Source organism: Trinickia sp. Z7 (assembly GCF_056498045.1).
Window position 1 is genome coordinate 14,745 of the sequence record NZ_JAUEQW010000011.1, and the last position, 22,343, is coordinate 37,087.

Here is a 22,343-nt window from a genome sequence, read left to right on the forward strand (position 1 = left end):
GTCAGGTCACCGGCGCGGGGTTGAACAGCACGAGATCGTTATGCAAGCCGAGCTTGTCCGCGCACACCTGGCGGCGCCCGCTCGCCACCTCCAGAATCATGTGGAAGAGCTCCCAGCCGACATCGGCGATGCTCGCCTCCCCCGTCGCGATGCGGCCCGCGTCGAGGTCGATGAGGTCGTACCAACGCTCGGACAGCGACTTGCGCGTCGACACCTTGATCACGGGCGCCATCGCCAAGCCGTAAGGCGTACCGCGGCCCGTCGTGAAGACCTGCAAGTTGATGCCCGAGGCGAGTTGCAGCGTGCCGCAAACGAAGTCGCTGGCAGGCGTCGCCGCAAAGATGAGGCCCTTGCGGCGCATTCTTTCGCCGGGGCCGAGCACGTCCACGATGGGGCTCGTGCCCGATTTGACGATCGAACCGAGCGCTTTCTCGACCACGTTGGAGAGCCCGCCGCGCTTGTTGCCGGGCGATGGATTCGCGCTGCGATCGGCGCGCCCGCCGCTCAAGTAGTCGTCGTACCAGGCCATCTCGCGCAACAGCGCACGGCCCACCTCTTCATCCACTGCGCGCGGCGTCAGCAAATGGATGGCGTCGCGCACTTCGGTCACTTCCGAGAACATCACCGTGCCGCCCGCACGCACGATCAGATCGGCCGCAAAGCCGACCGCGGGGTTGGCCGTCACGCCGGAAAACGCATCGCTGCCCCCGCACTGCACGCCGATCACGAGATCCGATGCGGGACAGGTTTCGCGGCGACGCTCGTTCAAGCGTGCAAGCCGCTCGTCGGCCATCTCGAGAATCGCATCGACCATCTCGCCGAATCCCTCGTACGCCTCGTCCTGCAGCGACAGCACCGGCGATTGCGGCCTGCCCGCGACCTCGATCGGGATGCGTCCGCCCGGCGCGAGCTTGGCGGGGACGAGCCGCTCGGGCACGAGCTTTTCGCAACCCAGGCCGATCACCATCACTTCGCCGCCGAAGTTCGGGTTGACGGCGAGGTTCTGCAGCGTGCGGATCGGCACGATCGCCGCCGGCGCGTTGATCGCGACGCCACACCCGTAGGTATGCGTGAGCGCCACCACGTCGTCCACGTTCGGATAACGCGGAAGCAACTCGCGCTTGATGCGCCCCACCACGTACTCGGTCACGCCCGCGACGCACTGCACGCTCGTCATGATGCCGAGCACGTTCTTCGTGCCGACGGTGCCGTCGGCGTTGCGATAGCCTTCGAACGTGTAACCTTCGAGCTTGGGCAGGTCCGGCGCTTTGCGCGTGGCGAGCGGCAATGCGTCGAGCGCCGGCGGCTGCGGCAATTGCACCGCGTTTTCGTCCACCCAGCTGCCGCGCGCGAGCGGCTTGGTCGCATAACCGATGATCTCGCCATAGCGCACGATCGCATCGCCCTGCGCCAGATCGGCCAGCGAGACTTTATGGCCTTGCGGCACGGCCTGCGCGAGCACGGTACCATCGTCGAGCACCGATCCTGCCGCGAGACCGCGCGCATCGACGACGATCGCAACGTTGTCGCGATCGTCGAGGCGAATGGTGAGCGCTCGCTCGGTAGCCGGTTCGGGCGCGGAAGTTGAAGCAGACATTGCGAAAGACCTCATCGTTTAACGCGCTTTCAGCGCACCAGGCAGGGACGCTTGTTGTCGAACGTCCAGCCGGGAATCAAATACTGCATCGCCGCCGCGTCGTCGCGGCTGCCCAGACCATGTTCGAGATAGAGCGCATGCGCGCCGGCAAGCGCTTCTTCGTCGAGGTCGACGCCCAGGCCCCCACGCGCGGGCACGGCAACTCGTCCTTGTTCGATCTCGAAAGGCTCGCGCGTGAGGCGCTGACCGTCCTGCCAAATCCAGTGCGTGTCGATCGCCGTGATCTCACCCGGCGCTGCGGCCGCGACGTGCGTAAACATCGCGAGCGAAATATCGAAGTGGTTGTTCGAATGCGAGCCCCATGTCAGGCCCCACTCGGCGCAAAGCTGCGCCACGCGCACCGAACCGCGCATCGTCCAAAAATGCGGATCGGCGAGCGGAATGTCGACGGCGCCGAGCGTCACGGCATGGCCGAGCTGACGCCAATCGGTCGCGATCATGTTCGTCGCCGTGCGCAGGCCCGTCGCGCGCCGGAATTCGGCCATGACCTCGCGTCCCGAATAGCCGTTCTCGGCGCCGCACGGGTCCTCGGCGTAGGCTAGCACGTCGTCTTTACCGCGGCACAAGCGAATCGCCTCCGCGAGCGACCACGCGCCGTTCGGATCGAGCGTGATGCGCGCATCGGGGAAACGCTCGGCAAGTGCGGTCACCGCCGCGATTTCCTCCTCGCCGGGCAGCACGCCGCCTTTGAGCTTGAAATCTTGGAACCCGTAACGTTCATGCGCGGCCACGGCCAGCCGCACGACAGCCTCGGGGGTCAGCGCCGGCTCGTTGCGCAGATGGAACCACGGATCGGCCGCATCGGTCTCGCTGCGATAGTTCAGCGGCGTGCGCGTGCGCTCGCCGACGTAGAACAAATAGCCCAGCATCGGCACGTGCGTGCGCTGCTGCCCTTCGCCGAGCAGCGCGGCGACGGGCACCTCCAAATGCTGTCCCAACAGATCGAGCAGCGCCGCCTCGATGGCCGTCACCGCATGCACGGTCACGCGCAAGTCGAACGTCTGCGTGCCGCGGCCGCCCGCATCGCGATCGGCGAAGCGGCGGCGCACCTGATTCAGCACGTCTTGCCAGCGTCCGAGCGATGCGCCGACCACGAGTGCGCTCGCCTCTTCCAGCGTACGCCGAATCGCCTCGCCGCCGGGCACTTCGCCAAGGCCCGTGCGCCCGTTGCTATCTTCGAGAATGACGATGTTGCGGGTGAAGAAGGGGCCGTGGGCGCCGCTCAGATTGAGCAGCATGCTGTCGCGCCCCGCCACGGGCACGACGCGCATGCGCGTCACTACCGGGGTGGAGGGGGTGGTCTGGGTAGGAGAAAGCATCGTCTGATTCGTCATTGCGTCTTGCTCATCGATTTCAAGTTCTCGCCGCTTCGAAGCAGGTGTGCGTCGAAGCGAATTCAATGCCATCGAACGCAGCCTTCAGCGTCGAGCATTCGAGCCGCTGCCGCGCACTGCTTTGCCGAAACTCGGCCGTTTCGGGTCGTAGGTCCAGCCGGGCACGAGATAGCGCATCGCCGCGGCGTCGTCGCGTGCGCCGTTGCCGAGCGATCGGTAAAGCGCATGCGCCTGCTCGACGCGCTCGAGATCGATCTCGATGCCCAGCCCCGGCCGGGCCGGCACCGCCACCTGCCCCGCTTCGATCGCAAACGGCTCGCGCGTTAGATGCTCGGCGCCTTCTTGCCAAATCCAGTGCGTGTCGATCGCGGTAATCGGCCCGGGCGCAGCGGCTGCGACGTGCGTGAACATGGCGAGCGACACATCGAAATGATTGTTCGAATGCGAGCCCCATGTCAGGCCGAACTCACTGCACAACTGCGCCACGCGCACCGAGCCTTGCATCGTCCAAAAATGAGGATCGGCAAGCGGAATGTCGATCGCGCCGAGCACGAGCGCGTGGCCCAATTGACGCCAATCCGTCGCGATCATGTTCGTCGCCGTCCGAATACCGGTCGCGCGCCGGAACTCGGTCATCGTCTCGCGGCCCGAGTAACCGTGCTCGGGCCCGCAGGGGTCTTCCGCGTATGCAAGCAAGTGACCTTGTCCGCGGCACAGAGCGATAGCCTCGTCGAGCGCCCATGCGCCGTTCGGATCGAGCGTCGCGCGTGCGTTCGGAAAACGCGACTTGAGCGCTGCGATCGCTTCCATCTCCTCGGCGCCGTCCATCACGCCGCCCTTCAGTTTGAAATCGGCGAACCCGTAGCGCTCGGTCGCCGCTTCGGCCAGACGCGCGATCGCGGCGGGGGTGAGCGCCGCCTCGTGACGCAAGCGCAGCCAGTCGTCGCGCTCGCCGCTACCGTCGACGTACGGCAGGTCGGTTTTGGCGCGATCGCCGATATAGAACAGGTACGCGAGCACCGGCACCCGCTCGCGTTGCTGGCCGCCGCCGAGCAATTGCGCGACCGGCACGCCCAGGCACTGGCCGAGCAAATCGAGCAACGCCGCTTCGACGGCCGTCAGCACGTTGTCCATGCGCAAGTTGATTTCGTGCGGCTGACGCAGCACGGCCGACTCGGCTTGCGAACCCACTTCGTACACGGTGCCCCGATGCGCCTCGCCGCCGCCGCCGGCCAACGCGCGGCGTACGGCATCGAGCGTGCCGTTCATGCGCCCGAGCTCGGTGCCGATCACGAGCGCGGCGATGCGTTCGAGCGCCGCGCGAATGCCCTCGCCGCCCGGCACTTCGCCGGCGCCCATGCGCCCGGCCGAGTCCGTCAACAATACGAGGTTACGCGTGAAGAACGGAGCGTGCGCGCCGCACAGATTGAGCAACATGCTGTCGCGGCCCGCAACGGGAATCACGCGCATGCTCGTCACGCGCGGCGTGCCGCTTTGCGTGAGGGAATCGGTCGTTTGCCGGTCCACCTTGGTGCTTCTCCTTGTCGATTCGATTCGCTGCGGTCGATCAGTTCGGCGAAGGGACCGATGCGAGCTTCACGCGCTCGATCTTCCCGACCACGAATAGATAGCAGACGCAGGCGACGAGGCCGTGCAGGCCGACGAACACGAGCGCGCCGTTGAACGATCCCGTGTGGCCGACGATATAGCCGACCGCGATCGGCGTCGTGATGCTCGACAAATTGCCGAACGTATTCATCAAGGCGCCGCTCAAGCCGGCGATCTCCTTGGGCGCGGTGTCCGAGTTGACGGCCCAGCCGAGCGCGCCGAGCCCTTTGCCGAAGAATGCGAGCGCCATGACGGCCACGATGATCACTTGCGCATCGACGTAATTGCAGATCACCATGCTCATCGACAGCAGCATGCCAAGGACGATCGGCAACTTGCGCGCGAGCGAGAGCGATGCGCCGCGCCGTAGCAACGCATCCGAAATGATGCCCCCGAGCACGCCGCCCAAGAAGCCGGCGATGGCGGGGACGGACGCGACGAAGCCCGCCTTGAGGATCGACATGCCCCGCGCCTGCACGAGATAGACCGGAAACCACGAGATGAAGAAATACGTCAGCGCGTTGATGCAGTACTGCGCGAGGTAAATGCCCATCAGCATGCGGCTGCGCAGCAACTGCTTGATATGGCGCAGGTCGGGGCCTTGCTTGGACGCGCCGCGCGTGCCGCGGTCCAGATCCACGAGCCCCCCGCCCGCCTCGATGTACTCGATCTCGGCGCGATTCACGCGCGGGTGATCCTTCGGGTCTCTCATGAACATGCGCCACGCGAGGGCCATGGCGACCCCGAGCACGCCCATCACGACGAACACCGAATGCCAGCCGAACGAATGCACGAGCCAGCCCATCAATGGCGCGAAGATGACGGTAGCCGCATACTGCGCCGAATTGAAGATGGCCGATGCCGTGCCGCGCTCATCGGCCGGAAACCATGCGGCCACGATGCGGCTGTTGGCCGGAAACGAGGGCGCTTCGGCGAAACCCACGAGAAAGCGCAATGCGAACATCGCGGCGATTGCCGCCCCGCCTGCGAGAAAACCGATGGTGCCCTGAAACAGGGTGAACAGCGACCAGAGGAAAATGCTGGCGCCATAGACGCGGCGCGAGCCAAATCGGTCGAGTAGCCAGCCGCCCGGCAATTGCGCGATCACGTACGACCAGCCGAACGCCGAGAAGATATAGCCGAGCGACACGGCGCTGATGCCGAAGTCCTTTTGCATCGCCGAGCCTGCGATCGAGATGCTCGCGCGGTCGGCGTAATTGATCGTCGTCGCGATGAACAGCATCGCGAGAACGACGTAGCGCACGCGCGTGGCGCGCGAGGCATGCGGCACGGCCGTCGCGCCCGCTGTCGTGGTTTTGGTTTGCATCGTCCCCTCCTTCGCGCAAGCGCCCTTGATGTGCGCCGCGGATGAGTCTTTCGTCCAGGCTCGACGGCCCGGGTTCTATTCGTCGGCGCACGCCGAGCGCGCGCCGGTCACGTGAGTCAACGCCTACGCGATGCGGGCGATGAGCGACTTCAGCTCGGCCTGTTCCGCTTCGGTCAAATCGGTCAGCGGTGCGCGCACCGGCCCGGCGCTACGGCCGATCGCGTTCATGCCCGCCTTCACGATCGACACCGCGTAGCCGCGTTTGCGGTTGCGCAGCGCGATGTAGGGCAACACGAACTTTTTCAGATCGGCATAGACCTTCGTCTGATCGCCCGCCCGCACGGCAGTGTAGAAATCGAGCGCGAACTGGGGCACGAAATTGAAGATCGCCGACGAGTACGTCGTCACGCCAAGCGTCAGATACGGCAGCGCGAACGTCTCGGCCGTCGGCAAGCCGCCGACGTAGGTGAAGCGATCGCCCAAACGCGCGTATATACGCGTCATCAGTTCGAGATCGCCGACGCCGTCCTTGAAGCCGACGAGGTTCGGGCACCGCTCGGCCAGGCGCTCGAGCGCCACTTCGTCCAGCACTTGGTTGGCGCGGTTGTAGACGATCACGCCCAGGCGCGTCGATTTGCACACTTGTTCGACATGAGCCGCGAGGCCGTCGGCAGGCGCTTCGGTCAGGTACGGCGGCAACAGTAAGATACCGTCGGCGCCGGCCGCCTCGGCCGATGCGCACAACTGCGTTGCCATCGCCGTGCCGTAGCCCGCCGGTGCGATCACGGGCACGCGCCCGCCCGTCTGCTCGACGGCCGCGCGCACGACGCGCTCGACTTCGCCCAGCGTCAGCGAAAAGAATTCGCCCGTGCCGCCCGCGGCGAAAAGGCCGGCGGCCGGGTGGCTGAACAACCAGTCCAGATTGGCGCGGTAAGCGGCGTCGTCGAACGAGAAATCGTCCTTGAAATGGGTGACGGGGAAGGAAAGCAGACCGGTGCCGATTTGGCGGGCGAATTCGGTGGGCGTGTAACGTGACATGGCGGGCGGCGCAACGAAGCGCAAGAAAGCGTTGAGTGATGAAATGCAATGCGCCGATTCTTGCACCGCGAACGATTCACGTCCAAGATAACGAATGTTTCGATTGATTCAGGTTTTGTATCGATGTTCGAACTGAGCCACCTCCGCTGCTTCGTCGCCGTGGCCGAAGAACTCCATTTCGGCCGGGCCGCCGAGCGGCTTCATATGACGCAGCCGCCGCTGTCGCGGCAAATCCGGCTGCTCGAGCATCAGGTCGGCACCGAGCTGGTCGCCCGCTCGAGCCGCTCGGTCAAGCTCACGGCCGCGGGCCGTAGCTTTTTGCCCGACGCCGCGCGCATCTTGCGCCTGGCCGACGAGGCCGCGGCCACCGCGCGCCGCGTAGCGGCGGGCTCATCGGGCACGCTGGCGATCGGCTTTACCGCATCGGTCGGCTACGGTGTCCTGCCGGCGCTCGTGAGCGCAGTGCGGGCGGCTTCGCCGGGTGTTAGGCTCACGCTCAAGGAAATGGTGAGCGGCGCGCAGTTGGAGGCCTTGGATTCGCGGGAAATCGACTTCGGACTGCTGCGCCCGCCCGTCGAGCACGGCGAACTCGTCGATCGGCCCTGTCCCAACGATGCGCTCGTGCTGGCCTTGCCGGCGGCCGCGGCGAAAGAGTGGCCCGCGCGGCCCACGCTCGCCGATTGCGAGGGGCGGTCTTTGCTAATGTATTCGCCCTACGAGGCGCGCTATTTCCATCAGCTCGTCAGCGCCCTGCTCGAGCGCGCGGGAGTGTTGCCCGACATCGTGGAATACGTGAGCCAGATCCATTCGATGCTCGCGCTCGTGCGGGCTGGCATCGGGGTGGCGTTGATCCCCGCGGCGGCGGCCATGCTCCACTTCAAGGGGGTCACGTACCGGCCGGTGCGCACGACGCCGCTCAAGCCGGTCGAGTTGCGCTTCGTTTATCGCAAGGACAACGACAATCCGGTGTTCGACGCCTTGAAGGACGATTTGCAGAAAGCCGTGGCGCGCGCGCGGTAAGGCGCGCGGCGTTGGCCTGCGGCAGCGGCAGCGGCACAGCGTACAATCGCGGCCATTGTGGATCGACGTACGCCATGAACCTCGAAAGCATTCTGTTCACTCAAGGCTTCGGCTCGCGGCGCCAATGCCGCGCTTTGATCGTGCAAGCGCGTGTGGCGGTGGCCGGCGGCGTCTGCCTCGATGCCGACGCCGATTTCGCGGTGGAGGACCTCACCTTCGAGGTCGATGGCGCCCCGTGGCGGTATCGCGAGCGCGCCTATGCGATGCTCAACAAACCAGCCGGATACGAATGTTCGCGCGAGCCGCAGCATCACCCCAGTGTGTTCAGCTTGTTGCCCCCGCAACTCGCGGCACGCGGCATGCAGTGCGTCGGCCGCCTCGACGAAGACACCACCGGCCTGCTGTTGCTATCCGACGACGGTCAATTCGTTCACACGTACACCTCTCCCAAGCGCAAGGTTCCGAAGACCTATCTCGCCACGACGAGGCACCCGCTCGACGAGCGTCAATTGCAAGCGCTGCGCGATGGCGTGCTGCTGCATGGCGAAACAGCCCCGATCGCGGCCGCCGCCGCAGCGATGCGGGATGAAATGCAGCTCGAAATCACCGTCAACGAGGGCAAATACCACCAGGTCAAACGCATGATCGCCGCGGCCGGCAACCGTTGCGAGGCGTTGCACCGCGCGCGAATCGGCATGCTGGCGCTACCCGAAGACCTTGCTCCGGGTGCGTGGCAATGGCTCGACGAAAAACAGCTGCAAGCGCTGCGCGGCGCATCGAGCCCAGCGCCTGCGTAACGCGGCTCGCCCAGGTGCGGCGACAGGCGCCATAGGCGCCGTCTAATCGCCGATGCGCGGCTTGCGATACCCCGCCCGCGCTCACGACGCACGCGCCGAAGGTGCGTCAACGCACGAACCCACGCCAATGCCCAGCCATATCGGGTCCGCCCCCTATGGGGCTGCGCACGCCCCGCGCCTATACTGGCCTCAAACGAGGCGGACCCGCGCCGGCACGCGTTGTCTGCCAAAAAGGAGCTTTGCAGGGGAGGCTGCAGTGGTCATCAACAGTACGTTCGAGATCTCGTACGTCGTGCTTGCGTTCGCCGCGCTTGGCGCGATTCTCATCGGCGCGCTGCTGGCCGTCATGCATGTTCGGCGCCGATACCATCCGAACCTCATCGGCGCGTTGCTCGGCGCGCTGCTGTGCTTTCTGCTGCTAGAGGCGTTGCCCGCGCTCATTTAGCGTCAGAGGCGCCCGGCTCCTGTGCAACGGCGCGCAAAAATACGTCGACGCACGGGTAGCGCAGCGCGAAGCGCAACTCGCGCTTCAAGCGGGTGTTGGACAAACGCCGAGATTCGCGCATGAAAGAGAGCACCATCGGATCGAGCGTGCGCTCGGCCGCCTCGCGCGTAATGCGCGGCACACGCGGCAAGCCGAACGCATCGGCTACGCGATCGAAATAAGCGCCCATTTTCAGCACGGTGTCGTCCGATGCATGAACGACGCGCCCGATCCGCCCGCATTGCGCCACGCGCAGCATGATCGCGGCAAGATCGTCGGCATGGATGTGGTTCGTATAGACATCGTCCTCTTCGCTCAATGCAGGCTTGCCGTGCTCGATGCGCGCGAGCGGCAGCCGGTCGCGCGCATAGATGCCGGGAATGCGAACGATGCTCGCGGCCGTCGTGCCGCGCACGTTGGCTTGCCGCAGCCGCCGCTCGGCCGCCACGCGCCGCTTCGCGCGCGCGGTGGCCGGGCGCACCGGCCGCGTTTCGTCTATCAGCGCGCCCGCGCAATCGCCATAAACCCCGGTCGTGCTCGCATAGACAAGACGTATAGGCGCGCGCAGGTCGGCCGCACCAAGGGCCTCGGGTACAATACCGCGGATGTGCGGCAAGGGCGTGCCAAGCGCCGAGCGCCGCGATACGGGCCCGCGCGATGCTGCGCAGCGTTTGCGCAACGGGCCCACCGCAAGCGCGGCCGGAAACGCCGCCCGGTGGCGCTTTCGAGCGCCGAGCGCCGCGATCAACGCGCGCGTGCGCGGATCGTCGGCGCCGCTCGACGGCGGCGGTGCGAGGTGCAGGACGGTGCGCGCGAGCCCCGCCAACCGGCGCAGGCTGCGCGGCGCATCGAGATCGCCCACGATCGGCGTGAGCCCGTGTGCGCGCAGGGTCGCGGCGCGGTCAAGGCGTGTCGTGAGCGCGAAGACGCGCGCTTGCACGGCGTGCGCGAGCAGGCGCTCTGCGCATCGCAGTCCGACATCGCCGCACCCGACGATCAGCACGCGGGGCCGGCGCAAGATTCGTGTGGCGTTCATGTGCGCGCATTGTAGCGGTCAACCGCGCCGCGCGCCTTGCCTCCACGGTTTTTTGGTTTTTTGTTTCGATCGAGCTATGGCATACAACGTGACGATCCGGCAAAGCGGCCGGCAATTTCAAGTGGAACCCGACGAACCCGTGCTCACCGCGGCCTTGCGCCAAGGCGTCGGGGTTCCGTACGGCTGCAAAAACGGCGCATGCGGCTCGTGCAAAGGCTCGGTCGTCTCGGGTGAAATCGAGCAGGGCTCGCACTCGTCGTCGGCGCTTTCGAACGATGAGAAAACGCGCGGGATGGCGCTCTTTTGCTGCGCCACGGCCCAGTCCGACCTCGTCATCGACGTGCGCGAAATCGCGGGCGTAGGCGACGTGCAAGTCAAGAAACTGCCCTGCCGCGTGAACGCGCTCGAGCGCCGCGCCGACGATGTCATCGTGCTCAAGCTGCAATTGCCGGCGAACGAGCGGCTGCAATACCTCGCGGGGCAGTACGTCGAGTTCATTCTGAAGGACGGCAAGCGCCGCAGCTATTCGATGGCGAGCGCCCCCAATCAAGAAGGCCCGATCGAGTTGCATATCCGTCACATGCCGGGCGGCGTGTTCACCGATCACGTCTTCAACACGATGAAGGAGCGCGACATCCTGCGCTTCGAAGGTCCGCTCGGCACGTTCTTCCTGCGAGAAGATTCCGACAAACCGATCGTCCTGCTCGCTTCGGGCACCGGCTTTGCCCCGATCAAAGCCATCGCCGAGCACGCGTTCTTCAAGAACGTCGAACGCCCGATCACGCTCTACTGGGGCGCCCGCCGCAAGAAGGATCTCTACATGCTCGAGCTTGCCGAAGGCTGGGCCAAGGATCACCCGAATTTCAAGTTCGTCCCGGTGCTGTCGGAACCGGATCCGAGCGATAACTGGACCGGCCGTACCGGCTTCGTGCATCGTGCCGTCATCGAGGATTTGCCCGATTTGTCGGGTTACCAGGTCTATGCATGCGGCGCGCCGGTGATGGTCGAATCGGCCCAGCGCGATTTCACCGCTCATCACAAACTGCCGGCGGACGAGTTCTACGCCGATTCGTTCACGAGCGAGGTCGACCTCGTCAACGCCGTTTGATGAGAAAAAAATACGACAGCGCAAAAGCGGCTGCGATTGCATCTACGTACACGCTGTCGTATTCTTGCGCCCATGACCTGCCACCTGCCCGCCCTCCGACGTCGCCGCTCGCTCCCGCCAAGGGAAGCCGTCGGCTCGTAGCGGACGCGCGCCTCGCCAGCAGCAAGCGAGCAGGCGCCACCGGTCAAACCGCGAAAGCCACGGACTACCGTGGCTTTTTTCGTTTCTCCTTCACTCTTTCTTCATTTTTCGCGGAGCCGTGCCATGCAATCGACAGAGAACCCGACGCAGTCGCTGATGTACATCACCAACCGGCCGGACATCGTATTCACGCGCGGCGCGGGTTCGTGGATCTTCGATAGCGAAGGCAAGCGCTACCTCGACTTCATTCAAGGTTGGGCCGTCAACTGCCTCGGTCACTGCCATCCGGCGATGATCGAAGCGCTAGAGACTCAGGCAAGGCAGCTCATCAACCCGTCGCCGGCGTTCTACAACGAGCCGATGGCGAACCTCGCGTCGCTGCTGACCGAGCATAGCGTGTTCGACAAAGTCTTCTTCGCGAACAGCGGCGCGGAAGCGAACGAAGGCGCGATCAAGCTTGCACGCAAGTGGGGCAAAAAATTCAAGAACGGCGCTTACGAAATCATCACGTTCGATCACAGCTTTCACGGCCGCACGCTCGCGACGATGTCGGCGAGCGGCAAGGCGGGCTGGGACACCATGTATGCGCCGCAGGTGCCGGGCTTCCCGAAAGCCGAGTTGAACGACATCGCATCGGTGGAGAAGCTGATCGGCGATAAGACCGTGGCCGTCATGCTCGAGCCGATTCAAGGCGAAGGCGGGGTCGTTCCGGCCACACGCGAGTTCATGCGCGAGTTGCGCGAACTGACCCGGCGTCACGGCTTGCTGCTCATCGTCGACGAAGTGCAAAGCGGATGCGGGCGCGCCGGCACGTTGTTCGCCTATGAGCTTTCAGGCATCGAGCCCGACATCATGACGCTCGGCAAGGGTATCGGCGGCGGCGTGCCGCTCGCGGCGTTGCTGTCCAAGGCCGAGGTCGCCGTCTTCGAAGCGGGCGAGCAAGGCGGCACCTACAACGGCAATCCGCTGATGACGGCGGTGGGGTGCGCGGTCATCAAGACGCTGACCGCGCCGGGCTTTCTCGAAGGTGTGCGCGCACGCGGCGAGTATTTGCGCGCGAAGCTGCTCGAGCTGTCCGCCGAGCGCGGCTTCGAGGGCGAGCGCGGGGAAGGATTGCTGCGGGCGCTGCTGCTCGGGAAGGACATCGGGCCGCAGATCGTCGAGAAGGCGCGCGAGCTGCAGCCCACCGGCGTACTGCTCAATGCCGCGCGGCCGAATTTGCTGCGCTTCATGCCCGCGCTGAACGTTACCACCGACGAAATCGACCAGATGATGACAATGCTCAAACGCGTACTGGATACGCTGTAAGGCAATGAAGGGCCATCACGCGCATTGAGGCTCGTGAGCCGACGCGCGTGGGTCGCGCTTCTTATCCGCAACGGCTGAACGTTAAAAAAGGCCGCATGCACTCTCGTGCATGCGGCCTTTTACATCGAACCGCTCATCTACAACGAAGGCTTATTTCGACTTACATCGAAACCTTGTTGATGAAGGTCCGCTTGCCTTCCTTATAGCCGTAGATCGAGATCACGCCGTGCTTCAGGTCGCCCTTCGCATCGAACGTCGTCTCGCCGATCACGCCCTTGTGATCGGTCGTGGGCATCGCGGCAAGGATCTTCGCCGGATCGATCGAATTCGCACGCTTCATCGCATCGGCGATGATGTACACGGCATCGTACGTGTACGGCGAATACAACACGACGTCCTGGCTGTAACGCTGCTTGTACTTGGCGGCGAATTCCGAGCCGCCCTTCATTTGGTCGAGGCCGATACCGGCTTGCGAACAAACGATGTTGTCGGCGGCGGGGCCGGCCAGATCGACGATGTTAGCCGTGCAAACGCCGTCGCCCGCGAGGATCTTCGCGCGCAGGCCCAACTGCTTGGCTTGCTTGGCGAACGGGCCACCCGTCGCGTCCATCGCACCCACCATGATGGCGTCGGGGTTCTCGCCCTTGATCTTCGTCAGAATCGCGCGGAAGTCGACGGCCTTGTCGTTCGTCGCATCGTGCGACACGACGTTCAAGCCGGCTGCCTTCGCGGCCTTCTCGAATTCCTGCGCGAGACCTTGGCCGTACGCCGTCGAATCGTCGACGATCGCAACCTTCTTCACGTGCAGGCCCGTAGCGGCGTAGTTCGCCAGTGCCGGGCCTTGCTGCGCATCGGTCGCGACCACGCGGTAGGTCGTCTTGAAGCCCTGCTGCGTGTACTTCGGATTCGTGGCCGACGGCGAGATTTGGACGATGCCCGCATCGCTGTAGATCTTCGAAGCGGGAATCGACGTGCCCGACGTTTCATGACCGACGACGGCGACGACCTTGTCATCGACCAGCTTTTGCGCAACCTGCGTCGCTTGACGGGGATCGCCCGCGTCGTCTTGCGGGTCGAGCGCCAGCGTGACCTTCTGACCGCCGATCACGAGACCCTTCGCGTTGATCTCTTCGATCGCGAGACGAGCGCCGTTTTCGTTGTCCTTGCCTTGGTGGGCCGAGCCGCCCGTGAGCGGAGCGACGTGACCGATTTTGACGGTCGTATCGGCTTGAGCGGAATTGCAAAGCGCGAAAGAAAGCGCGGCTACTGCTGCACAGCCGGTGAGAAGCGACTTATTCACTGTTGTAGTTCCCTTTTTAGATCGGGTTTTAGAACGATGCTGCTGCGGGCCGTGGCGGCCCTTTGACGGCGCCCGTGCTGAAATGCACGGGCGCGCGAGAGAATGGCGTTATTCGCCGAGATAAGCGGCCCGCACCTTCGGATCGTCGAGCATTTGCTTGGCATCGCCCGACATCGTGACCATACCAGAATCCATCACATAACCGCGGTTAGCCGCCTGCAGCGCAAGGCGCGCGTTCTGCTCCACGAGCAGCACGGTCAAGCCTTCCTTCGAGATATCGCGCACGACCTCGAAGATCTTCTCGACCATGATCGGCGACAGACCCATCGACGGCTCGTCCAGCAACAGCAGCTTCGGACGGCTGATGATGGCCCGCGCCATCGCCAGCATCTGTTGCTCGCCGCCCGAGAGCGTGCCGGCCAATTGCTTGGCCCGCTCTTTCAAGCGCGGGAAGTAGCCGAACATGCGCTCGACGTCCTTTTGAATGCCGTCGTTATCGCTGCGCAAATACGCGCCCATTTGCATGTTCTCGATGATCGACATGCGCGCGAATATGCCGCGGCCTTCGGGCACCATCGCCAAGCCGCGCTTGAGCAGTTCATGCGCCGGCACGCCCTTGATCGACTGGCCTTCGTACTCGATGTCGCCCGCCGAGTAGGGCTTCAGGCCCGTAATGGCCTTCATCGTCGTCGTCTTGCCCGCGCCGTTCGCACCGATCAACGTGACCAGCTCGCCCTGCGCGACTTCCATGTCGACGCCCTTGACTGCCTGAATGCCGCCGTAATTGACTTGCAGGCCCTTGATTTTCAACATTGCCGTAGCCATCAGTGGACCCCCGCGCCCAAATATGCCTCAATCACCTTCGGATCTTTCCGCACGTCTTGCGGCAGACCTTCGGCGATCACCTTGCCGTAATCGAGCACCGTCATGCGATTGCACAGGTGCATCACGAGCTTCACGTCGTGCTCGATCAGCAAGATCGTCTTGCCGTCGTTGCGGATCTTTTCCAAGAGGCGCGTGAGCTCGACCTTTTCCGTTGCGTTCATGCCCGCAGCCGGCTCGTCCAATGCCAACAGCTTCGGATCCGTTGCCAGCGCGCGCGCGATTTCCAGACGGCGCTGATGGCCGTACGAGAGGTTGCGCGCCGTGTAATCGGCATACTGCAGCACACCCACGTATTCGAGCAGTTCGAGCGCGCGCTCCTTGATCTCGCGCTCCTCCTTGCGCTCGGCCGGCGTCTGGAACACCGCGCCGAACAGCCCGTGTTTGGTGCGCACATGACGGCCCACCATCACGTTCTCGAGCGCCGTCATGCCGCCGAACAGGCGAATGTTTTGGAACGTCCGGGCGATACCGGCCTGAGCCACTTGGTGAACGGCGGTCGGCGTGTAGTTCTGGCCGTCGAGCTTGAACTCGCCCGAATCAGGCGTGTACAGGCCCGTAATCACGTTGAAGAACGTGGTCTTGCCGGCGCCGTTCGGGCCGATCAGGCCGTAGATCGTGCCTTCTTCGATCTGAAGGCCCACGTCCGACAGCGCTTGCAAGCCGCCGAAGCGCTTGTTCACGCCCGTCACGGACAAACGAATGCTTTTATTGCTCATTTTGCGTGTTCCTCCGCTCTTTACGCGCGCACAGGTTTCTTGGCGCCGCGCTTGGCCAATTTAGCGATCTTGTCCTCATGCTTCGGCGCGGGCCACAGGCCTTCCGAGCGATAGAGCATGATGAGGACCATCGCCAGGCCGTACAGCAGCTGACGAATCACTTCCGTGTCGATGATCTGATGACCGAACAGCCAGTGCTGCAGCGGGCCCATGGTCGAGCGTAGGAATTCGGGGAAGATCGCGAGCAGCACGGCGCCCAGAATCACGCCGGGGATGTGGCCCATGCCGCCGAGCACCACGCAGGCGAGCACGACGACCGATTCCCAGAACGTGAACGACTCAGGCGAGACGAACCCTTGGAAGCCGCCGAACATCGCACCGGAGAGGCCGCCGAACGACGCCCCCATCGCGAACGCCAGCAGCTTCACGTTGCGCGTGTTGATGCCCATCGCCTTCGCGGCGATTTCGTCTTCGCGGATCGCGGCCCATGCGCGGCCGATACGCGAGTGCTGCAAGCGCGTACACACCCAGATCACGAATAGCGAGCACAGCACGAACAGGTAGTAGTACGAGTAGACCGACGGCAGTTGCATGCCGAAGATCGTGTGCGTTTGCGCGAGGCTAAAGCCTGCCACATGCACGGGATCGACGCCGGTGATGCCCTGCGGCCCGTTCGTGATGTTGACCGGGCGGTCCAGGTTGTTCATGAAGATCCGCACGATTTCGCCGAAGCCGAGCGTCACGATCGCCAGATAGTCGCCGCGCAGACGCAGCGTCGGCGCGCCCAGCAGCACCCCGAACAACGCCGCGAGCCCCATCGCGATCGGCACGATCAGGAAGTACGACAGGTGCGGGCCGTTGGGCCATATGTTGTGGATCCACTCGAACTGGGTGGACAGATGCGGCGAGGTCAACAAGGCCGCCGTGTAGGCGCCCACCGCGTAGAACGCGATGTAGCCCAAGTCGAGCAGGCCGGCGAAGCCCACCACCACGTTCAGGCCCAGCGCCAGCATGACGTAGAGCATCGCGAAGTCGAGCACGCGGACCCAGTAGTTGCCGCCCGCGGCACCGATGATCATCGGCGCGGCGATAACGAAGATAGCCGTGAGCACGCCAACGACGAGCGTCTTCGTGGCATTTTTCTCAGGGATGAGCGTCGTGGACGGCTCGATCGGTTGAATTGAAGTCATTTTCCTTGCTCCTTGCCCTTACGCGCGGTCCGCCACACGTTCGCCGAGCAGACCCGACGGACGGAACACCAAGACGATGATCAGCACGATGAAGGCAAACACGTCCTGATAGTTACTGCCGAACACGCCACCGGTCAGATTGCCGATGTAGCCTGCGCCCAGTTGTTCGATCAAACCGAGCACCACGCCGCCGACCATCGCGCCGCCGAGGTTGCCGATCCCGCCCAGCACCGCAGCCGTGAACGCCTTCATGCCGGGGATGAAGCCCATATAGAAGTGGACGTTGCCGTATTCGGACGCCACCATCACGCCGGCCAAGGCAGCCAAGGCCGAGCCGAGCATGAACGTGGCCGAAATCACGAAGTTCGGGTTCACGCCCATCAGGCTCGCCACGTTCGGGTTTTCGGCGATCGCACGCATCGCGCGGCCAAGCTTGGTCTTATGCACGAGCAAAAGCAGGCCGGCCATCACGAGGAACGCGACGACGATGATCGTGATTTCCGTGGCCGAGATCACGGCGCCCACGCTCGTGTCGGTCGCCTTGATCACGTTGATCGGATCGGTGGAAATCAACTGCGGGAACGGCAGCGGATTGCGCGACCAGATCATCATGGCCAGCGTTTCGAGCAGGATCGACACGCCGATCGCGGTGATCAGCGGAGCCAAGCGCGGAGCGCGGCGTAGCGGCCTGTAGGCAGCCCGCTCGATCACGTACCCCACGATCGCGCAGACGATCGCCGCGACGATGAGCCCGATGATGAGCGTCGGGATGTTGCCGAGCCCGGGGAAATGGTTGTGCAGCACCGTGATGGTCGATAGCGCGACCATTGCGCCGACCATCAGGACGTCGCCGTGAGCAAAGTTGATGATGCCCAAGATGCCGTACACCATCGTATAGCCGAGCGCAATGATGGCGTAGACGCTACCAAGCACCAGACCGTTGAGGATCTGCTGGATGAAGATATCCATTTAAAGCTCCTTAGCCCGTGCGACTGGATCTTCGCTTCGCGCCGGTTGTAACGCGGACGGTCGGCGAAAACCGCAACGGCACTGCGGGTACTGATAAATAAACCGGTAAGGGTCGGCCGCCTCACGGATACCGCTGAAGCCGTGATTCGGCGGCAGACCCGGTGAGGCGGATGCAAAAACGGCACCGTCGGGTATCCGGTGCCGTCGCGTTCATGCTCCGTCATTACACTTGCACGACGTCGAGGACCGCGCGTGCGCCGTCCTTGAAGTCGTGAAGCGTAATGGCGCCTTCCTGCGAACCGCCGCCGCCGCCAAATGCGATGGCGTCCTGTCGCATGCTCGCGCATGCGGTGGACATCGCCTTTTGCATCTTGGGCGTTTCGCTCGAGTCAGCGCACTGCTTTGCGCTCGGCGCCGCACGAGCGGCATCGAACGCTAACGGCGCCGCTACCGACGCCAATGTGCGGGCGCTCGCTTCGCCATGCTGCGCGAAGTCCGCATCCAGGCGCCGGCACGCAGCGGCCGAGGCCGCCTGCAAACCGGCGCGACGCAACGGCGCATCGAGCGCCGACGACGTCACCTTGCGGGCACGCACACCGCCTGCAAGGATTGTTGCTCCGATTTCGAGCGTGGCCTGCGCTGCAGGCAACACACTCGCTGAAAAAGTTCCGCCATACCTGCGCGCGCTGGGCCGGGCGCGTTCAATGCGGGTGGGAAGAAGCACCGGCACCATCGCACGCGAAAGCGACGTGCTGCGCCGGCGAGGCGACCGCGCGCGTCGATCCGACCGCGATGCCGCCTGCATTTTATTTTTTCTGTCCTGATCGAAAGGCGCGGACTCGATCGCCCGCCCTTGGAAGCTTTCCAAGGGGGCGACAACCGCCGTTTCACTCGCCGGCGCCGCGACGGCCCATGCCGCGTCACCGATGCTCGCCTCGCCGCCTCTCGTCATGCTCGATGCGGCGTAAGCAAACTTGTCTTGCATTAACTAGGTCTCCCGCGCCTTACTCAATACTGGTGCCCAAAGGCTCAGGACCCTTGAGGACGCGCGCATTGTAACTCCAATTGCCGAGCGGCCAATATGCTGAATCGCCAGGGTTTTCCTGCATTGCAACCTTTTTTTGGGACCCTTATTTGGTGCACGTCGCAACCCAGTTGCGACATTTCTTCGTTTATTAGGAGCAACCTTCGATTTTGTGCACCTACGGAAAATAAAAAAGCGCGCCCGCAGGGGGCGCGCTTTTCGGAAAAAATACGGCAGTCAGGGCAAACCCCAACCGCCCGACCCAGGTTGCAGCGGGGCGTGCATTCGCCCGCGCGCGCGTCAGCTCGGAAGCGAGAGCCCGCGCGGCAATGGAAAAGCAATGTTCTCTTCGATGCCTTCGAGCGCGCGCACGTTGCGCACACCGAGCTCGCGCAGCCGCCCGATGACCGCTTGAGCGAGCACCTCGGGCGCAGACGCGCCGGCCGTCACGCCGATGCGCTGCTTGCCCTCCACCCAAGCCGGATCGATTTGATCGGGCGAATCCACCATATAGGCGGGGACGCCGCGCTTCTGCGCGACTTCGCGCAGCCGGTTGGAATTGGAACTATTGGGACTGCCGACCACGATGACGACATCGCATTGCGGCGCCATGAACTTGACTGCGTCTTGCCGGTTCTGGGTGGCGTAGCAGATGTCCTGCTTCTTCGGTTCCCGAATGTGCGGGAAGCGCGCCTTGAGCGCGGCGATGATGTCGGCGGCGTCATCGACCGACAGCGTCGTTTGCGTGACGAACGCGATACGCGACGGGTCGGACAGTTCGAGCGCATCGACATCTTCCGCGCTCTCGACGAGATACATGCCCTCGCCCGACTGCCCCATGGTGCCCTCGACTTCGGGGTGCCCTTTGTGCCCGATCATCACGATGTCGAGCCCCTCTTGGCGCATCTTCGCCACTTCCATATGAACTTTCGTCACGAGCGGACAGGTGGCGTCGTAGATGCGCAGCCCGCGCGCCTCGGCCTCCTCGCGCACGGCTTTCGACACCCCGTGCGCACTGAAGATGACGGTGCTGCCGGCCGGGAGGTCGTCGAGCTGCTCGACGAAAACCGCGCCCTTCTTGCGCAAATCTTCGACGACATAGGCGTTGTGAACGATTTCGTGGCGCACGTAGATCGGCGCGCCGAACAGCTTGATGGCGCGCTCGACGATCTCGATGGCGCGGTCCACCCCCGCGCAGAAGCCGCGCGGCTGGGCGAGCAAGACTTCCGCCTCGGCAGCGGCGATGGAGGTATCCGACGGGCTCATGTCTACAGAATTCCGATGATTTGCACTTCGAACGTCAACGCCTGACCCGCGAGCGGATGGTTGAAATCGAACAGCGCGGACGTTTCGCCGATCTCCTTGAGCACTCCGGCGTAGCGCCCGCCGCTCGGCGCATTGAATTCGATCAGATCGCCGGGTGCGAAGTCCTCGCCCACCATGCCGTGTTCCCGCAGGGTGGCGAGCGACACGCGCTGAATCAAGTCGGGACTGCGCGGGCCGAACGCTTGGCCCTCGCCTAGCCGGAAAGTCGAATGGTCGCCCGCCTTCATCCCTATCAGAATGTCTTCCAGCGGCTGCGCGAGTTGGCCGGCGCCGAGCAGCAGCGTAGCGGGCTTATCGCCGAAAGTGTTCACGATGTCGGCGCCGTCGGCAAGTGCAAGCCGGTAGTGAAGCGTCACATGCGAACCCGCTTTCACTTCTGAAATATCGATGATGCTCATGGGATAGCTCGTAGGACGAACGCGACACGCGCGTTGCAATTAGGCCGCGTTGCGGCGGGCTTGGCGCGCACGCTGCGCGTTTCGACGCCCGGCGATACGGGCCCCGCACAAAGGCTCCATTGTAAGCCACCTCGCGCCGGGCGGCGCGCGCCTAATGCGCGCACAGTCCGTGCCCAACCACTCAACCGCTTCTATGAGATATGCACATGCCCGTTAGTTCCGACCTGCTCGCCCCGTTGAAAGCGGCGGCGCCGCGCCGCCCGCGCGGGGCGCAGGCGCGCGACATGCCGCGTGAGCGGCTGTTCGGGCGCGGCGCCGCCTCGCTGTCCGACACCGAACTCATTGCAATTTTTTTAGGTTCGGGGCTTCCCGGGCACAACGTGTTCGACCTGGCGCGCTCGCTACTGGCTCGCTTCGGGTCGCTGCGCGGCATTCTCGACGCCACCCCGCGCGATTTCGACGGCGTGCACGGCATCGGGCCGGCAAAGACCGCCGTGCTGCTGGCCGTCATCGAGATGGCGCGCCGCGCCCTGGCCGAGCGGGCGCGCGAACAGCCGCTCGTCGATTCGACCGAAGCAGTGCACGACTACGTACGCCTTTTGATCGGCGCGCGCCCGTACGAAGTGTTCCTGTGCCTGTATCTGGACGCTCGGCATCGGCTGATCGACAGCGAAGAAATCTCGCGCGGTTCGCTGACGCGCCTGGCCGTCTATCCGCGTGAAATCGTGCGCCGAGCCCTCGAGGCCAATGCCGCCAGCCTCGTCGTCGCCCACAATCATCCGTCCGGGGCGGTCAAACCGAGCGCGAGCGACCGTCAGCTCACACGCGTGTTGCACGATGCGCTCGCGCTGATCGACGTCCGGCTCGTCGACCATCTCGTGGTGGGGCGCCACGACGTCTTCTCGTTCGCCCGCGCGGGCTGGCTGTAGCGCCCCCCGCTGCCGCGCCCGCCGCCCGCCCGCCGCGTTTGCCCAGGCAAATCGCCTGTTCTTAAATTCGGTTTGATTTTTCGGCGCTTTTTCTGCTAGAATCGCCGTCTGCCTGTTTCCAACCTCGTTCAGAAGCTTGGGGGAGGTCGCCGCACTCAGTTGCTGAGCGGCTTCCTTGTGCCCTTTCCTGTTAGGCCCCGACCAGGCTTGAACCCCGAATTTAAGCGTTTTAGGAGTGCTCTCATATGGCACGCGTATGCCAAGTAACTGGGAAAGCGCCGATGAGCGGCAACAACGTTTCCCACGCCAACAACAAGACGAAGCGGCGTTTCTTGCCGAATCTGCAATCCCGCCGTTTCTGGGTGGAAAGCGAAAACCGTTTCGTGCGTCTGCGCGTCTCGAACGCCGGTCTGCGCTTGATCGATAAGAACGGCATCGACACCGTGCTGGCCGATCTGCGCTCGCGCGGCCAAATCTAAGGAGTCCAGTCATGGCCAAAGGCGCACGCGACAAGATCAAGCTGGAGTCGACCGCAGGCACGGGTCACTTCTATACCACGACGAAGAACAAGCGCAACATGCCGGAAAAGATGGAGATCATGAAGTTCGATCCCGTCGTCCGCAAGCACGTTGCGTACAAGGAAACGAAGATCAAGTAATCGGTCTCGTTCGAGCCGAATACGACCAAAAGCCCCGCCGCGCGCGGGGCTTTTGCTTTGGTGCGCCCCCATTGCGTTGCTGGTCGCGGT

General features: G+C 64.1%; 22 protein-coding genes. 8 read left to right on the plus strand and 14 right to left on the minus strand.

The annotated features are described in order from the left end of the window. Position 1 precedes the first annotated feature (1 nt). The 5 genes from garD to kdgD all read right to left on the minus strand — a co-directional run bounded on the left by garD (position 2) and on the right by kdgD (position 6,964). The gene (gene garD, locus QQS38_RS18310; RefSeq protein WP_479646771.1) at positions 2-1,597 is read right to left on the minus strand and encodes a galactarate dehydratase; all 1,596 of its coding nucleotides are present in this window, start codon (positions 1,595-1,597) and stop codon (positions 2-4) included. 29 nt (positions 1,598-1,626) lie between these two features. Beyond that, positions 1,627-2,976, minus strand: a complete 1,350-nt coding sequence (gudD, locus tag QQS38_RS18315) for a glucarate dehydratase (protein WP_479646924.1) — start codon at positions 2,974-2,976, stop codon at positions 1,627-1,629. Positions 2,977-3,075: 99 nt separating this feature from the next. Continuing rightward, the gene (locus tag QQS38_RS18320; RefSeq protein WP_479646925.1) at positions 3,076-4,461 is read right to left on the minus strand and encodes an enolase C-terminal domain-like protein; all 1,386 of its coding nucleotides are present in this window, start codon (positions 4,459-4,461) and stop codon (positions 3,076-3,078) included. A 97-nt stretch (positions 4,462-4,558) separates the two neighbouring features. Beyond that, the gene (locus QQS38_RS18325) at positions 4,559-5,926 is read right to left on the minus strand and encodes an MFS transporter (RefSeq protein ID WP_479646772.1); all 1,368 of its coding nucleotides are present in this window, start codon (positions 5,924-5,926) and stop codon (positions 4,559-4,561) included. A 123-nt stretch (positions 5,927-6,049) separates the two neighbouring features. Beyond that, complete coding sequence (kdgD, locus tag QQS38_RS18330) at positions 6,050-6,964, minus strand: 5-dehydro-4-deoxyglucarate dehydratase (RefSeq protein WP_479646773.1); 915 nt, start codon at positions 6,962-6,964, stop codon at positions 6,050-6,052. Positions 6,965-7,087: 123 nt separating this feature from the next. Here kdgD and QQS38_RS18335 point away from each other — a divergent pair, with 123 nt between their 5' ends. The 3 genes from QQS38_RS18335 to QQS38_RS18345 all read left to right on the plus strand — a co-directional run bounded on the left by QQS38_RS18335 (position 7,088) and on the right by QQS38_RS18345 (position 9,226). Then, complete coding sequence (locus QQS38_RS18335) at positions 7,088-7,984, plus strand: LysR family transcriptional regulator (RefSeq protein WP_479646774.1); 897 nt, start codon at positions 7,088-7,090, stop codon at positions 7,982-7,984. A gap of 74 nt (positions 7,985-8,058) precedes the next feature. After that, on the plus strand, positions 8,059-8,781 hold the full coding sequence (locus QQS38_RS18340) for a pseudouridine synthase (RefSeq protein WP_479646775.1): 723 nt from the start codon (positions 8,059-8,061) through the stop codon (positions 8,779-8,781). A gap of 256 nt (positions 8,782-9,037) precedes the next feature. Next, positions 9,038-9,226 (plus strand): hypothetical protein, encoded by a 189-nt coding sequence (locus QQS38_RS18345; RefSeq protein ID WP_479646776.1) that lies wholly within the window; start codon positions 9,038-9,040, stop codon positions 9,224-9,226. Here QQS38_RS18345 and QQS38_RS18350 read toward each other — a convergent pair. Further along, positions 9,219-10,301 (minus strand): NAD-dependent epimerase/dehydratase family protein, encoded by a 1,083-nt coding sequence (locus QQS38_RS18350; protein ID WP_479646777.1) that lies wholly within the window; start codon positions 10,299-10,301, stop codon positions 9,219-9,221. The genes QQS38_RS18345 and QQS38_RS18350 overlap by 8 nt on opposite strands. A 76-nt stretch (positions 10,302-10,377) precedes the next feature. Between QQS38_RS18350 and QQS38_RS18355 the strand changes: the two genes are divergently transcribed. Both QQS38_RS18355 and QQS38_RS18360 read left to right on the plus strand, forming a co-directional pair. Next, on the plus strand, positions 10,378-11,409 hold the full coding sequence (locus QQS38_RS18355) for a CDP-6-deoxy-delta-3,4-glucoseen reductase (RefSeq protein WP_479646778.1): 1,032 nt from the start codon (positions 10,378-10,380) through the stop codon (positions 11,407-11,409). A 264-nt stretch (positions 11,410-11,673) separates the two neighbouring features. Beyond that, positions 11,674-12,858, plus strand: a complete 1,185-nt coding sequence (locus QQS38_RS18360) for an acetylornithine transaminase (protein WP_479646779.1) — start codon at positions 11,674-11,676, stop codon at positions 12,856-12,858. A 160-nt stretch (positions 12,859-13,018) separates the two neighbouring features. Here QQS38_RS18360 and QQS38_RS18365 read toward each other — a convergent pair whose 3' ends face one another. The 8 genes from QQS38_RS18365 to QQS38_RS18400 form a co-directional block, all read right to left on the minus strand. Beyond that, on the minus strand, positions 13,019-14,158 hold the full coding sequence (locus QQS38_RS18365; RefSeq protein WP_479646780.1) for a branched-chain amino acid ABC transporter substrate-binding protein: 1,140 nt from the start codon (positions 14,156-14,158) through the stop codon (positions 13,019-13,021). Between the two features lie 108 nt (positions 14,159-14,266). After that, positions 14,267-14,983 (minus strand): ABC transporter ATP-binding protein, encoded by a 717-nt coding sequence (locus tag QQS38_RS18370; protein ID WP_479646781.1) that lies wholly within the window; start codon positions 14,981-14,983, stop codon positions 14,267-14,269. Beyond that, on the minus strand, positions 14,983-15,759 hold the full coding sequence (locus QQS38_RS18375; RefSeq protein WP_479646782.1) for an ABC transporter ATP-binding protein: 777 nt from the start codon (positions 15,757-15,759) through the stop codon (positions 14,983-14,985). Before QQS38_RS18375 ends, QQS38_RS18370 begins: the two co-directional genes overlap by 1 nt. A 20-nt stretch (positions 15,760-15,779) precedes the next feature. Continuing rightward, entirely contained in the window at positions 15,780-16,949 is a 1,170-nt protein-coding gene (locus QQS38_RS18380; protein WP_479646783.1) for an ABC transporter permease subunit, read from the minus strand. An 18-nt stretch (positions 16,950-16,967) separates the two neighbouring features. Further along, complete coding sequence (locus QQS38_RS18385; RefSeq protein ID WP_479646784.1) at positions 16,968-17,918, minus strand: branched-chain amino acid ABC transporter permease; 951 nt, start codon at positions 17,916-17,918, stop codon at positions 16,968-16,970. Between the two features lie 223 nt (positions 17,919-18,141). Beyond that, complete coding sequence (locus QQS38_RS18390) at positions 18,142-18,567, minus strand: hypothetical protein (RefSeq protein WP_479646785.1); 426 nt, start codon at positions 18,565-18,567, stop codon at positions 18,142-18,144. A gap of 675 nt (positions 18,568-19,242) precedes the next feature. Further along, the gene (ispH, locus tag QQS38_RS18395; protein WP_479646786.1) at positions 19,243-20,208 is read right to left on the minus strand and encodes a 4-hydroxy-3-methylbut-2-enyl diphosphate reductase; all 966 of its coding nucleotides are present in this window, start codon (positions 20,206-20,208) and stop codon (positions 19,243-19,245) included. A 2-nt stretch (positions 20,209-20,210) separates the two neighbouring features. Beyond that, positions 20,211-20,666, minus strand: a complete 456-nt coding sequence (locus QQS38_RS18400; RefSeq protein WP_479646787.1) for an FKBP-type peptidyl-prolyl cis-trans isomerase — start codon at positions 20,664-20,666, stop codon at positions 20,211-20,213. A gap of 206 nt (positions 20,667-20,872) precedes the next feature. On the opposite strand from QQS38_RS18400, the gene radC reads away from it, so the two are divergent. From radC to rpmG, 3 genes are all read left to right on the plus strand, one after another. Continuing rightward, positions 20,873-21,595, plus strand: coding sequence for a RadC family protein (gene radC, locus QQS38_RS18405; RefSeq protein ID WP_479646788.1), 723 nt, complete (start codon positions 20,873-20,875; stop codon positions 21,593-21,595). 245 nt (positions 21,596-21,840) lie between these two features. Next, entirely contained in the window at positions 21,841-22,074 is a 234-nt protein-coding gene (rpmB, locus tag QQS38_RS18410; protein WP_479646789.1) for a 50S ribosomal protein L28, read from the plus strand. Between the two features lie 11 nt (positions 22,075-22,085). After that, positions 22,086-22,253, plus strand: coding sequence for a 50S ribosomal protein L33 (rpmG, locus tag QQS38_RS18415; protein ID WP_007586229.1), 168 nt, complete (start codon positions 22,086-22,088; stop codon positions 22,251-22,253). The last annotated feature ends 90 nt before the right edge of the window (positions 22,254-22,343 follow it).